The 13942-nt window shown below is 64.2% G+C and carries 7 protein-coding genes; 1 reads left to right on the top strand and 6 read right to left on the bottom strand.

The genetic code is table 11. The features are described from left to right. Positions 1 to 19: 19 nt before the first annotated feature. On the bottom strand, positions 20 to 3739 hold the full coding sequence (gene rpoB, locus GT748_RS00345) for a DNA-directed RNA polymerase subunit beta (protein WP_021658700.1): 3720 nt from the start codon (positions 3737 to 3739) through the stop codon (positions 20 to 22). Positions 3740 to 5126: 1387 nt separating this feature from the next. Then, positions 5127 to 5627: a MarR family winged helix-turn-helix transcriptional regulator gene (locus GT748_RS00340; RefSeq protein ID WP_021658703.1), complete on the bottom strand. Its 501-nt coding sequence runs from the start codon at positions 5625 to 5627 to the stop codon at positions 5127 to 5129. A gap of 229 nt (positions 5628 to 5856) precedes the next feature. Here GT748_RS00340 and GT748_RS00335 point away from each other — a divergent pair, with 229 nt between their 5' ends. Further along, the gene (locus GT748_RS00335; protein ID WP_044992121.1) at positions 5857 to 6795 is read left to right on the top strand and encodes a hypothetical protein; all 939 of its coding nucleotides are present in this window, start codon (positions 5857 to 5859) and stop codon (positions 6793 to 6795) included. Between the two features lie 66 nt (positions 6796 to 6861). Here GT748_RS00335 and GT748_RS00330 read toward each other — a convergent pair whose 3' ends face one another. The 4 genes from GT748_RS00330 to dnaG all read right to left on the bottom strand — a co-directional run bounded on the left by GT748_RS00330 (position 6862) and on the right by dnaG (position 13874). Next, the gene (locus GT748_RS00330) at positions 6862 to 7257 is read right to left on the bottom strand and encodes an RrF2 family transcriptional regulator (RefSeq protein WP_021658706.1); all 396 of its coding nucleotides are present in this window, start codon (positions 7255 to 7257) and stop codon (positions 6862 to 6864) included. A gap of 262 nt (positions 7258 to 7519) precedes the next feature. Then, entirely contained in the window at positions 7520 to 10600 is a 3081-nt protein-coding gene (locus GT748_RS00325) for a hypothetical protein (protein WP_021658708.1), read from the bottom strand. Positions 10601 to 10965: 365 nt separating this feature from the next. Further along, on the bottom strand, positions 10966 to 12108 hold the full coding sequence (gene rpoD, locus GT748_RS00320; RefSeq protein ID WP_059003991.1) for an RNA polymerase sigma factor RpoD: 1143 nt from the start codon (positions 12106 to 12108) through the stop codon (positions 10966 to 10968). Between the two features lie 11 nt (positions 12109 to 12119). Continuing rightward, entirely contained in the window at positions 12120 to 13874 is a 1755-nt protein-coding gene (dnaG, locus tag GT748_RS00315; protein ID WP_161222299.1) for a DNA primase, read from the bottom strand. Positions 13875 to 13942 lie beyond the last annotated feature (68 nt).

Below are 13942 nucleotides of genomic sequence, written 5' to 3'. Positions count from 1 at the left end.
TCTTCTATAACCAGTCGGATTATTCTTCGTCTACCAGCTCTTCGGCCCCGTCGGCCAGCTCGGAGAAGAGCTCTTCCCCGCTGTCCTCCAGGCCGATCTCGCTGCCCGCGTCCTCGGGCACATCCTCCATGGTCAGGTTCTCGTTGACCTCGCTGTCCACGGCCACGTGGGAGAAGGCCTCGTCGTCCACCACTCTGGGAATGCCCATGTCCTCGTCGTCAAAGTTCTGCTTGAGGTCGATCTCCTCGCCCTCTTTGTCCAGCACCCGCACGTCCAGCGCCAGGGACTGGAGCTCTTTGATCAGCACCTTGAAGGACTCCGGCACCCCGGACTGGGGCACGTTCTGGCCCTTGACGATGGCCTCGTAGGTCTTGACGCGGCCCACCACATCGTCGGACTTGACGGTGAGGATCTCCTGCAGGGTGTAGGCGGCGCCGTAGGCCTCCAGGGCCCAGACCTCCATCTCGCCGAAGCGCTGGCCGCCGAACTGGGCCTTGCCGCCCAGAGGCTGCTGGGTGACCAGGGAGTAGGGGCCGGTGGAGCGGGCGTGGATCTTGTCGTCGACCAGGTGGTGGAGTTTCAGGAAGTACATGTAGCCGACGGTGACCGGGTTGTCAAAGGGCTCGCCGGTGCGGCCGTCGTAGAGCACGGTCTTGCCGTCTTCCCGCATCCCCGCCTGCTTGAAGGCCTCGGTGATGTCCTGCTCGTGGGCGCCGTCAAAGACCGGGGTCATGACCTTCCAGCCCAGGGCCTTGGCCGCCATCCCCAGGTGCACTTCCAGCACCTGGCCGATGTTCATTCGGGAGGGGACGCCCAGGGGGTTGAGGACGATGTCCAGGGGGGTGCCGTCGGGCAGGAAGGGCATGTCTTCCTGGGGCAGGATGCGGGAGACGACGCCCTTGTTGCCGTGGCGGCCGGCCATCTTGTCGCCCACCGAGATCTTCCTCTTCTGGGCGATGTAGCAGCGCACCACCATGTTGACCCCGGGGCTGAGCTCGTCGGAGTTCTCGCGGGTGAAGACCTTCACGTCCACCACGATGCCGTACTCGCCGTGGGGCACCTTCAGGGAGGTGTCGCGCACCTCGCGGGCCTTCTCGCCGAAGATGGCGCGCAGCAGCCGCTCCTCGGCGGTGAGTTCGGTCTCGCCCTTGGGGGTGACCTTGCCCACCAGGATGTCGCCGGCCTGCACCTCGGCGCCGATGCGGATGATGCCCCGCTCGTCTAAGTCCTTGAGGGCCTCTTCGCCCACGTTGGGGATGTCGCAGGTGATCTCCTCGGGGCCCAGCTTGGTGTCGCGGGCCTCCAGCTCGTACTCCTCGATGTGGATGGAGGTGTAGACGTCGTCGCGGACGATCTTCTCGTTGATCAAGACGGCGTCCTCGTAGTTGTAGCCCTCCCAGGTCATGAAGCCGATGAGGGCGTTTTTGCCCAGGGCGACCTCGCCCCCGGCGGTGGCGGGACCGTCGGCCAGCACCTGGCCGGCCTCGATCTTCTCGCCCTTGGAGACCATCACCCGCTGGTTGAAGCAGGTGCCCTGGTTGGAGCGGAGGAATTTGATGAGTTTGTAGCGGTCGAGCTCGCCCTTCTCGGTCTTGATGAGGACCTCGTCGGCGCTGACCGCCTCGACCACGCCGGCGCGCTTGGCCAGCACGCAGACGCCCGAGTCGACGGCGGCCTTGTACTCCATCCCGGTGCCCACGATGGGGGACTCGGTCTTGAGCAGGGGCACCGCCTGGCGCTGCATGTTGGCGCCCATCAGGGCGCGGTTGGCGTCGTCGTTTTCCAGGAAGGGGATCATGGCGGTGGCCACCGAGAGGACCATCTTCGGCGAGACGTCCATGTAGTCCACCTTCTCGCGGGAGATCTCGAGGATCTCGTCCCGGTGGCGGGCGTTGACCTTCTTGTGGAGGAAGTGGCCCTCGTCGTCCAGCGGCTCGTTGGCCTGGGCGACCACGTAGTTGTCCTCCACGTCGGCGGTCATGTAGACCACCTCTTCGGTGACCACGCCGGTGGCCTTGTCCACCTTTCTAAAGGGGGCCTCGATGAAGCCGTACTCGTTGATCTTGGCGAAGCTGGCCAGGTAGGAGATCAGGCCGATGTTGGGGCCCTCAGGGGTCTCGATGGGGCACATCCGGCCGTAGTGGCTGTAGTGGACGTCGCGCACCTCGAATCCGGCCCGGTCGCGGGACAGGCCGCCGGGGCCCAGGGCCGACAGGCGGCGCTTGTGGGTCAGCTCGGCCAGGGGGTTTGTCTGGTCCATGAACTGGGAGAGGGGCGAGGAGCCGAAGAACTCCTTGATGGAGGCCACCACCGGGCGGATGTTGATGAGCGCCTGGGGGGTCACCACCTCCAGGTCCTGGGCCTGCAGGGTCATCCGCTCGCGGATGACCCGCTCCATCCGGGAAAAGCCGATGCGGAACTGGTTTTGCAGCAGTTCGCCCACCGAGCGGATGCGGCGGTTGCCCAGGTGGTCGATGTCGTCGGTGGTGCCGACGCCCTGCGCCAGGCAGAGCAGGTAGTTGATGGAGGAGAAGATGTCGTCGATGATGATGTGCTTGGGCACCAGGTCGTCCTTGCGCTCGCGGATGAGCTCGCGCTTTTCGTCGTCGGACTGGGCGGCCTCGAGGATCTCCCGCAGGACGGCAAAGCGCACCTTCTCGCGGATGCCCAGCTCGGTGCAGTCAAAGTCCACGAAATCGGCGATGTTCACCATCCCGTTGGAGATGCACTTGACCGGGCGGCCCTCCACGTCCAGCACCACGGTGTCCAGGCCGCTGCGCTCGATGCGCTCGGCCACGTCCCGCTTGATGGCGACGCCGGGCTCGCAGAGCAGCTCGCCGGTCAGGGGGTCGATGGCGGGCTCGGCCAGCTTCTGCCCGGTGATGCGGGAGGCCAGGGCCAGCTTTTTGTTGTACTTGTAGCGGCCCACCTTGGACAGGTCGTAGCGGCGGGCGTCGAAGAAGAGGTTGTCGATGTGGGTCTGGGCGCTGTCCACCGTCGGGGGCTCGCCGGGGCGGAGCTTGCGGTAGGTCTCCAGCAGGCCCTCCTCCACGCTGTCGGTGGTGTCCTTGTCGAGGGTGGCCATGATCTTGGGGTCCTCGCCGAAGAAGTCGATGATCTCGGAGTTGCGGCCCAGCCCCAGGGCGCGGATAAAGACCGTCACCGGGATCTTGCGGTTTTTGTCGATGCGCACATAGAAGATGTCGTTGGAGTCGGTCTCGTACTCCAGCCAGGCGCCGCGGTTGGGGATGACGGTGGTGGAGAACAGCTCTTTGCCAGTCTTGTCGTGATCCATGCCGTAGTAGACGCCGGGGCTCCTCACCAGCTGGGAGACGATGACCCGCTCGGCGCCGTTGATGACAAAGGTGCCGCTGTCGGTCATCAGGGGGAAGTCACCCATGAAGATCTCCTGCTGCTTGACTTCGCCGGTGACCTTGTTGAGCAGCCGGGCGGTGACCCGCAGGGGGGCGGCGTAGGTGGCGTCGCGCTCCTTGCACTCCTCCACCGAGTACTTGGCCTCTTCGTCCAGCCGGTAGTCCACAAAGTCCAGCACCAGGTTGCCGGTGTAGTCGGTGATGGCCGAGACGTCAGAAAAGACCTCCTTGAGGCCCTGTTCCAAAAACCATTGATACGAGTTTTTCTGCACCTCGATCAAGTTGGGCATTTCCAGCACTTCGTTGATCTTGGAGAAACTCATTCTCACGTTTTTCCCCAGTTGGACAGGCTTGACATTCACCATAGGCTCGATCACTCCATTCCTCTATTGCACAACCTGTTTTTTACAAAATCGACCCGTTCATTTTGTCAAAAATAAAGGTTGCTTTCGCCAGCGGTTAATGATATAATGCCTTTTAGCAAAGACATAAATATCCATTTTGATACAGTATATCAGTATAGTACAAGTTGTCTCTTCTGTCAACTGATTTTCGTCGTTTTATAGGACTTCTTTTTCCCGAAGGGAAAAAGGGGTCTTTTTCTTTTGTCCCCCTCCCCCGCCGTCTGACGCAGGGGCGAGGGGGAGGGCGGCGGGCGAGGTACTGTGGGGAGACCGGGGAGGCAGGACGGCCCGCGGGAGCGGCAGAGAGCGCTGTACAGAGGGCGACCGGGGAAAGCGCCCGGTGCAAACCGGCTGGGGCGAAAGGGGCAGAACGCGGGCGCGGGAAAAAAGCCTTGTGGGGGCGGACAAACGCCCCTCTCCCTTTTGGGGCGGGCGGCGAGTAGGGGGCCCGTGAGGTCGGCCGCGCGGGGCGGCGAGAGGGCGAGGGGGCGGGCGGCAAAAGCGCGTGAAGGCCACACAGGGCAGCGCACATGGCGCAGACACGCGGAGGGCGGAGGACGGGAGACAGAGGCGGCGGGGACAGCGGCAGAGAGCGCTGTACAGGGGGCGACCGGGGAAAGCGCCCGGTGCAAACCGGGGGAGGGCGAAAGGGGCAGAGCGCGGGCGCGGGAAGATAGCCTTGTGGGGGCGGACAAACACCCCTCTCCCCCTCGGTGCGGACGGCGGTAGGGGGCCCGTGAGGTCGGCCGCACGGGGCGGCGAAGAGGGCGTGGGAGCGGGCGGCAAAAGCACGCGAAGGCCACACAGGGCGCGGACACGCGGAGGACGGAGGACGGGAGACAGAGGCGGCGGGGACAGCGGTGCGAAACAGCGCGAACAGGGCAGCTCACAGGGGCGGGAGCGGAAAGCCGCGAGGGCCATGCGGGACAGAGAGACCCCATCAAGTCTGCGCAGATGAAGGGACGGCGCGCGGGAGCGGCGGCACAGACTGCGGGAAAGGGGCGCTCGAAGACAGCTGCACAGTGAAGAAGAGGACCGGGTCGCGCGCGGGGAGCTGGGGGCGTCCTCCCGCAAAGGCCGAGCGGGACAAAAGGGCCCACACGGTCACACAGAAGGGGCGAGGCTATTGGTGGAAAGGGCGGCGAGAGGGCGTGGGGGCATGCAGGGGCGGGAGGGGAAGTTCCCACGGGCGCTGCCCAGGGCCAAAGGGCGGGCCGCCACAGGGCAAAACAAGGGGAGCGGCGCGGCCGAGGGAGGAAGCTGTCGCGGGCATCCGGGGCAAAAGAGAGGGGGCCTCCCACGCTGCCTGCAAGCGCGAAAGCCCCCTCCCTCTTTCTCTATTTTCCCTTTAGCGGGACCCGGACGGGCCCTCCCCCGCCATGGCCTGGCGCATGGCCCGCAGCAGCAGCTGGTGGCCTTCGGTGATGGCCTGGCGCTGCTCCTCGCTCAGGAGGCAGTAGGCCTGCTCCTCCGCCGCGGAGAGGGAGTCAAGCACCGGGTAGAGGGCCGCCTCCCCCGCCGGGGTGATCTGCACCGACTTGTTGCGGTGGTCCCGCTCGTTCTGGTGGCGGCGGATGTAGCCCTGCCGCTCCAGCCCGGAGAGGATGAAGGAGACCGTCTGCTTGGGGAGGGCGGTCTTTTCGCAGATGTGCTTTTGGGTGCAGCCCTCGGGGTTGTCGCGGATGACGTAGAGGGCCACCACGGTGTTGAACTGCAACCCGTGCCGCTGGCACCAGGCGCTGTACAGGCTGTCCATCTGGTACCAGTGCTCGTAGTAGGCGCGCACGTGTTCGCGTATTCTCTCCTGCTCGGTCATGGCCTCTTCCCCCCGGCTGTCAAACGGTCTCATGTGATACGGTTTCTCCTGTCTTAGTATGGCGCTTTCCCCCCGAAATTGCAAGGGCCACTTTCCCCAAAAAGAAGGCGTTTTTTTCGCCTTTGCTTAAGCGGTGCATTTTTGGTATAATCTTGTCAGAGAAACCGCCCGGTGGGAGGGGCTGCTGTCCCCCCGCCGGGCGCCGGGGGACGCCGAGGGGGCGTCGGCCCGGCCATTTTTAGGCGATGAGGAGGCGTGCGGTGTGAAGAGAGCGGCGACGGCCATCTTTTTGGCGCTGGCCCTTTTGCTCTTCGGCACGGGGCTGGGGAAAGAGCGGTCGGTGGACAGTGTCACCTGCAAGCGGATGGTGCTCTACGGCGGCTCCATCTATGTGGAGAACCGGGGCGACACCCCGGTGCGGCTGCCCGACGAGAGCTGGGGCGAGGTGGGCGAGGTGCGAAACGCCGTCTTCGCCAACGAGCGGCCCTCCCTCCCCTACTACTCCAACGCGGTGGAGCTCATCGGCAGCAGCCTCTACGGCAGCGCGGACGCGCCCGAGACCCTCTACCTGCAGTTGGCCTCCGGCGGCATCACCAGCTACCTGCGCTTTGACCAGGCCAAGAGCGACGCCTCCATCTACCGGCCGGTGGTCCGGCTGGACGGGCGCTACTACGCCGAGGCCGGCTACGTGGACAGCCTCCCCCCCGAGGGGGAGGGCTGGAAGGTGTCCGGGGTCATCACCAACTCCGGCGACCCGGGCAAGGCCCCCAAAAAGGACTACGCCGCCAACTGGCAGGACCTGGTGGGGGCCAAGGTCGTCCGCCGGGAGGACAGCCCCGACACCCTCTACCTGCAGTTCCCCCTGGGGGGACAGGACTACGTGATGCGCTGCACCTACCTGCCGGTGGACGAGGAGGGGGCCGCCCCCCAACTGGTGGTGGGCGGCAAGCTCTACACCGAGGTGGGCGAGGTGGACGCCCTGCCGGAAGAGGGGTTCGCGCAGGCGGGCAATGCCGTCAAGGACGGCAGCGCCAACCGTGCCCCCAAAAAGGAGCTGGGCACCAACTACGCCGCCTTTGTGGGCAGCCCGGTCTACCGCAACCCGGAGGACGACAGCGCCGTCTACATTCAGTACTACCGCGGGGTCTCCAACCGCATCCTGGAGTTCCGCCTCGCCGACGCGGGGGGCGCAAAGAAATAAGCGGCCAAAAAGGGGCCGGTGGGATTTTTCCCACCGGCCCCTTTCTCTCTGCCCGAAGGGCGGGAGCTAGAGGAACTGGTCCACCGTATAGCCCTCCATCTTTTGGTTGACGGTGTCGGCGATCTCGGCAAAGACGCCCCGCACCTTGCAGCCCTGCTTGTCGCCGCAGCTGCACTCCCCCTCTTCGTGGAGGCATTTGCTCAAGTAGACCGGGCCCTCGATGATCTCGACGATCTCCCGCAGGGTGATTGCAGAGGCGGGCTTTTGCAGCTCGTAGCCGCCCTGGGTGCCTTTGTAGGAGCGCACCACCCCACCGGACACCAGCTTGCTGAGGATCTTGAGGGCAAAGCGGAGGGTGACGCCGGTGGCCTCGGAAATCTTTTTGGCCTCGGTCCGGCAGCCCACCGACGCCAGGTGCCGCACGATCCGCACGGCGTAATCGGTCTCTCGGGTAAAATACATGGGACTTCTCCTCAAACTACACAAAATCACTATACATTTGTTTCAGTATACCCAATCGGGGGCATTTTGTCAAATGGCGGTTCGCCGTTCCCGCGGCAAAAGGCCCCTCTCCGCCGCTCGGGCGGAAAGGGGCCTTTTTGGGAGGCGGCGGGCCTGCCGGCAACGGCGGGGGGGCCGCCGGGGCGGGGGGCGCTCCGACTTTTGTTTCAGGCAAAGCGCCCTGCCCGAGCCCCTTTGCTGTCAAAAGGGATAGGCGGTCGGTTTACCCCTGTCTGTCCGCCCGCTTTTTCAGCGCAAGCAGGGCCAGCAGCCCCCCTGCCGCCGCCAGCGACAACAGCGGCAGCCCGTTGGAGCGTTCGCCTGTGTAGGGGCCCTCTGCCTCTGCTCCCCCACCTGCGAGTTGGCCGCCCCACTCCCCCTCCCGCAGGCTGTACTGCAGGAAGAGGGAGGTGCGGTTGCCGGCGGAATCCTCCAGGGTGTAGGTGATGAGGTAGTCGCCGGGGCGAGTGGTGTCGATGGCCTCCACCGCCTTGCCGTTTTGGGTCACGGCAAAGCGGATCTCCTTGAGGGCCCCGTCCGGCTGGGCCGAGGTGAACTGGTACCGGCTTTGGAGGAGCGCCCGCAGCTCGTCGCCGTCCAGCGAACCGCCGGAGAGGGGCGGGTTGGAGACCGCCTGCACCAGCCGGTCCTTTACGGTGGCGTACTTGGTGCCGTTCTGCCAGTCCTCTATGATTTCCGGCTCGTCCAGCGCGCTGCCCGGCTCCACCGTCTCGTCCCCGGGGTTGTAGTCGATTGCGGGCGGCAGGTCCCTGCCGAGCAGGTTGTAGGTCAGATAGACGGTGGTCTGATTGCCCTGGCTGTCGGTGACGGTTTGGGAGATGACGCAACTGCCGGGTTTGGCGGTGTCCAGGCTGCCTGCCTTCCCCTCCACCGTCACGGCGACCGGGCCGTAGGTCAACACCCTGTCCCCCTGGGCGCTGCCGAACTGATAGCGGCCCTTCAGGATTTCCGCCGCCACCTGGGCGGTCAACTTGCCGCCGTAGGCTGCGGGGGTCTTTACCACCTCGGTGACGGTGTCGTAGATGTAGGCGTGCTTTTTGCCGGTCTCCGCGTCCTCTTTGACCACCGGCTTGGGGAGGGGTTTCAGGGGGTCAAAGGAGGGACCCACCGGCGGGTCGGGGTCCTCCCCCCACTCCACCGTGGGCGGGGCCTCCCGGTCGATGAGGGTGTCGGTGAGGACCACTGTGGTGGTGTTGCCGTCGGCGTCGGTGGCCACACAGGTGACGGTAAAGGCGCCGGGCTGGGTGGTGTCCACCCCCTGGCCGGTGACATCCTTTCCCCCCTGGGCGATGGTGTACCGATAGCTCAGCCCGTCGTCCCTGTCCACATTGGAGGAAAAGCCGTAGCGGCTGTCAAAGAGGTCCTTGGCGTCCTCCACCGTGAAGCGGCCGCCGTAGAGGGGGGCCTCCCGGTCGATGGATTCCTGCATGCTGTCGGCGATGAGGGCATGGGTGAGGCCGTTCTCGTCGGTGCTCTGCTCGGGCACCGGCAGGGTGGCGCCGGGGTCGGCGGGGGTGACGGCGGGCGGGTCGTTGCCCGTCACCGCCTGGGCGGCGGAGGCGTTCCCCGCTGCGTCCACCACCCGGTATCTGCCGTTTTGGGCGACGGCGTGGGTCTGGCTGGCGGCGCCGTTGCCGTCGGTGAGGGGGTACTCCTGCGCGGTGACCCAGCTCTTACTGGCCGCGTCGTACCGCTCCAGCTTCCAGACCCCGGCGAGGCCGTCCGTCAGGGTCAGCGCTCCACCCGCCCCGGCCGCGAGGACGGGGGCGGTCTTGTCGATCTTGACCGTATCGTCCTTTAGGGTGGACATCTCCCCGGTGGTGGGGTTGTGGGCCTGCAGCCCCAGCTCCTTCCCCCCCAACTCATCGGTGAAGGACTGGGTGGTGTTGCCCGGGACCAGGTAGTGCACATCGCTCACGTTCTTGTTGTCCACGATGTGGAACTCGCTGAAGTCGCCGGGGAAGAAGACGATGGACACGTCGGCGTTGTTCCAGCCGTTTTCGTTGGCTGGGGTGCGGGTGTAGTGGTAGTCCTTTCCCGCCTCCCCCTGCTCCTCCACCGGCTTTTCAGGGTCCAGGGGCACCAGCTCGATGGGGGGGATCAGGGTGTCGCCGGAATGGCGCTTGGACTGGAAGAAGTCGTCCAGCATCATCTGCCCCACAGTGACTGCCATGCCGTCGGGGTTGTCCACCACCGCCTTGTAGGTGATGACCGTCTCGGTGGGGGAGCAGTCGAAGGGGATGCCCTCGCCGGTGATGTTCACATCTGCGGTCTCCACCCCGTTGATGGTCACCGTCTGGTCGGCCGTGTCGGGGAAGGAGAGGCCAGCGGTGGGGTAGTCCTTGCTGTCGGAGAGCTGCAGGTGGCACTGGACGGTGCCGCCGTTTTCGTAGCCATTTTTCACCTTGGCTTGGATGGTGACCTCGGTGCCGTCTTGGATGACGGTCCCCTCGAGAAAGGGGGCCCCGTTTTTGTCCAGCAGGGTGGTGGAGACAAAGACGGGCTTGTAGTCGGTGTAGGCTGCGCGGATGAAGGTTGCCTCGATCTGCTTGTCGTCGGGCAGGCGTTTGTCTGCGCCGGAATTTTTGTTGTCAACGCCGCCGTAGAAAATGACTGATGTGTCTTCAAGGCTGGCGGCAAAGGGGCTGGCATAATTCATTATATGATAACTGCCGCTGCCAACTTTCGGCAGCCCGTTCTCGTCGACATCCGCCGGGTCGGCGATTTCGATGGTGAACCTGCGGGCCGCCGCACTGTAGGAGAAGCGGTACCGCTTGGTGCCGTAAACCTGGGTGGTGGTAAGTGGTGTCAAAGCGGGGAAAGCATTGTTATACCGCACCCCAATTCCAACTCTTGTTCCCGACGCCCCCACAAAAAAAAGATAGTCTCCAACAAAAAAGCCACCGGAATTACAGCAGCCATAGCCGAAGTTGTCGATGGTAAAGTCAGCGAGAAATTCCCAATTGGCCTTTAGAGAAACGGGAAACTCCGACTGAATCTGTGACTCGCTAGTCCAAGATGTCGATTGGCTGGGAGATTGATATTCATGCACACCATCCGCCAGGTGGATGGTGTTTCCGTTTATTAGAAGAGGATCCCCCATATTTTGTATTGTAGTGGTGAAAATCTCGCTGAAATCGGTGCACTGCACCACCTCGTCTTCAGCCGGCTGCTCCTCGCCCCCCTCCGCGGCCAGGGCGGGAAAAGCGGTGAGGGCCAAAATGGCAGCCAGTGCCAGCGCCGCCGATCGCTGCCAAAAAGAAATTTGCGCACGATGCCGCATATCAAAGCATCTCCTTCCACATTTCTTGTCGAGCAATTTTCCCTCTCACCAGATTAGGTGTACCTAACCATTCGCCGCGATCCCTCTTCGCCTTTTATTGCAAACTGTTAAAACAAACTGTATTCTCCCTTGCATTTTGGCTTTTTTTGATATATACTTAGTGTCAATCAAGTTGATCGAAAATCTACACTTTTTGCATTTTTTGCCGTCCTGCCGGTCCGGATGTAAAAACACCCCCTGCTGCGCACGGCAGCAGGGGGTGTTTTTACGCGCTGTTCGGCAGCTTCTCACATAGAAGCTGTCCCTTCTGTGTGGATCTGACCGGGCGTCAAGAAAGGGGGCCTTTGTGGGGAGAGAGGGCTCCCCTAGTCCAAAAAGTCCTTGAGTTTTTTGCTGCGGCTGGGGTGGCGGAGTTTGCGCAGGGCCTTGGCCTCGATCTGGCGGATGCGCTCGCGGGTGACGTTGAACTCCTTGCCCACCTCTTCCAGGGTGCGGGAGCGGCCGTCCTCCAGGCCAAAGCGGAGGCGGAGGACCTTCTCCTCCCGGGGGGTGAGGGTCTGCAGCACCTCGCCCAGCTGTTCGCGCAGCAGGGTGTGGGAGGCGGCTTCGGCCGGGGCGGGGGCGTCGTCGTCGGGGATGAAGTCGCCCAGGTGGCTGTCCTCCTCCTCGCCGATGGGGGTCTCCAGGCTGACCGGCTCCTGGGCGACCCGCATGATCTCCCGCACCTTGTCGGCGGGCATGTCCAGCACCTTGGAGATCTCCTCGGCGGAGGGCTCGTGCCCGTTTTGGTGGAGCAGTTGGCTGGAGACCTTTTTCACCTTGTTGATGGTCTCCACCATGTGCACCGGGATGCGGATGGTGCGGGCCTGGTCGGCGATGGCCCGGGTGATGGCCTGGCGGATCCACCAGGTGGCGTAGGTGGAGAACTTGTACCCCTTGGTGTAGTCAAACTTCTCCACCGCCTTGATGAGGCCCAGGTTCCCCTCCTGGATCAGGTCGAGAAACTGCATCCCCCTGCCCACGTACCGCTTGGCGATGGAGACCACCAGCCGCAAGTTGGCCTCGGAGAGGCGCTTGCGGGCGTAGGGGTCGCCCTCGGCCATCCGCTTGGCCAGTTCCACCTCCTCGGCGGAGGTGAGCAGCTGCACCCGGCCAATCTCCTTGAGGTAGACCTTGACCGGGTCGTCGATGTTGGCTCCGTCGGCGGCGGTGGCGTAGCGCTTGCCCTCCTCGATCTCCTTGGAGGAGATCTTCTCCTCGGGGAGGGCGGTCTCGGCGGCGGCCACCAGCTTGAAGTCCTCCTCCGGGTCGATGTCCTGGTCGGGGACCAGGTCGTCCATGATCTCGACCTTTTTGGATTCCAGCAGCTCGTAGAGCTTGTCCACCTCCTCCACATCGAAGTCGTACTTCTCGATGAGGTCGGTCAGCTCCTGGGTGGTGAGCTTTCCCTTTTTGACCGCCATTTCGGCGATGGTGAGCATGGCTGCGGCGTTTTCGGTTTTCGACATATTCGCTTCTCCTATTTCTTTTTGTCCTTCAAACCGGCGATGAGATCGCCCAGTTGGGTTTCCGGTGTCTGCGCGATGCGCTCTGCCGTGAGCTTGCGGCTCTCCTCTTTCAGGTTGCGGATGTTGAAGTCCACGTCCTCTTTCCCCACCTTGAGCCCGGCGCTCTTGGCCAGCATCCGGGAGACCCGGGCCAGCTCTTCGGGGGTGAGGAATTTGGTCAGATAGGTCAGATCCGGCCCCTCGGGCAGGGGGCAGCTTTTGAGCAGGCCGTAGAGCCGGCGGTCAAAGTCGGTGACAAAGTCCCCCTCCTCCACCGCGGCAAAGATGTACCTGGCCCACTGGCCGTCCCGCACGGCGGTGGCGATGAGCATCTCCTCGGCGGTGGCGGCCCGGGGGTTGGCGGCCGCCTGGGGGTTGACGGTATCCCGCCGGTCGAGGACGGTGTTCACCAGCTCCTGCCGCGCTCGCCGCCGCTCCTTGCGGCGGCGGGAGCGGCGGATGTCCTCGACTTGGAGGAGGACGTTGTCCTTTTTGACCCCGCTCTTCTCAGCGGCGACCCCGGCGTAGACGTCCCGCTCCCCCGGGGTGGGGAGGGCGGCGATGGCCTGGGCGGCCTCCCGCAGGTAGGCGATGCGGCCCTCGGGGTCCTCCAGATCATAGCGGCCCTCGATGCGGGAGAGCTCGTGCTCGGTGGAGCCTTTGGCCTCGTCCAGCAGCCGCTGGAAGCGGTGGGCGCCGTTTTTCTTGATGAACTCGTCCGGGTCCTTGGCCCCGGGGATGGTGAGGATGCGGATCTTCAGCCCGGTCTGGGCCAAAAAGCCCACCGCCCGCTTGGTGGCCACCTGCCCCGCCTCGTCGGCGTCGTAGGAGACGATGACCTCGCCGGTGTACTGGGCGATCAGCCGGGCCTGGCTCTCGCCGATGGCGGTGCCCAGGGTGGCCACCGCCGTGGGGAAGCCCGCCTGGTGCATGGCGATGACGTCCATGTACCCCTCGGCGAGGATGAAGGGTTCCCCCTTGTGGTTTTTGGCAAAGCCCAGGGCGAAGAGGTTGCGGTTTTTGTGAAAGACCGGGGTCTCGGCGGTGTTGAGGTACTTGGGCTTTTCGTCCCCCAGGTTGCGCCCGCCAAAGGCGATGACGTTGCCCCGCACGTCGATGATGGGGAAGATGACCCGATTGCGGAACTTGTCGTAGGTCCCGCCCTTTTTGGAGCGGGCCACCAGGTCGGCCGCCAGCAGTTCGCTGTCGGAAAAGCCCTTTTGGCGCAGGGCGTCCCGCAGGGACGACCAGCTGTCGGGGGCGTAGCCCAGGCCGAAGTGCTTGATGGTCTCGTCGGTGAGGCCCCGGCCCCGCAGGTAGTCCAGCCCCGGCTTTCCGGCCGGGGTCTTGAGGACGGCGTAGAAAAAGCGGGCGGCGGCGCGGTTTGCCTCGAGGATGCGGAGTTTGAGTTTGCCCATGGAGTCGTCGACCCCCTGCTCGGGCACCTGCATCCCGCAGCGCTGGGCCAGCCACTTGACCGCCTCCACGTAGTCGAGGTTTTCGATGTTGCGGATGAAGGTGATGACGTCGCCCCCCGCCCCGCAGCCAAAGCAGTAGTAGGACTGGGTGTCCTTGTAGACCACAAAGGAGGGGGTCTTTTCGGAGTGGAAGGGGCAGAGGCCCTTGACGGTGTTGCTCCCCGCCCGCTTGAGGGGGACATAGGGGGAGATGACGTCCTCGATGTCGTTTCGGAATTTCAGTTCGGTGATAAAGCTGTCTGGGATCAACGGTCTCTCCCCTCCTTTTCTGCCATATTTTGAACCGTTTTGGCGCTACGATGTAAGCGCGATCCCCC

Origin of the sequence: Bittarella massiliensis (ex Durand et al. 2017), from assembly GCF_009876955.1 — a bacterium.
In the GTDB taxonomy this organism is placed as follows: Bacteria; Bacillota; Clostridia; order Oscillospirales; family Ruminococcaceae; genus Bittarella; species Bittarella massiliensis.
Note: the sequence above shows the minus strand (reverse complement) of the source record. Positions and strands in the feature narration are given on the sequence as shown.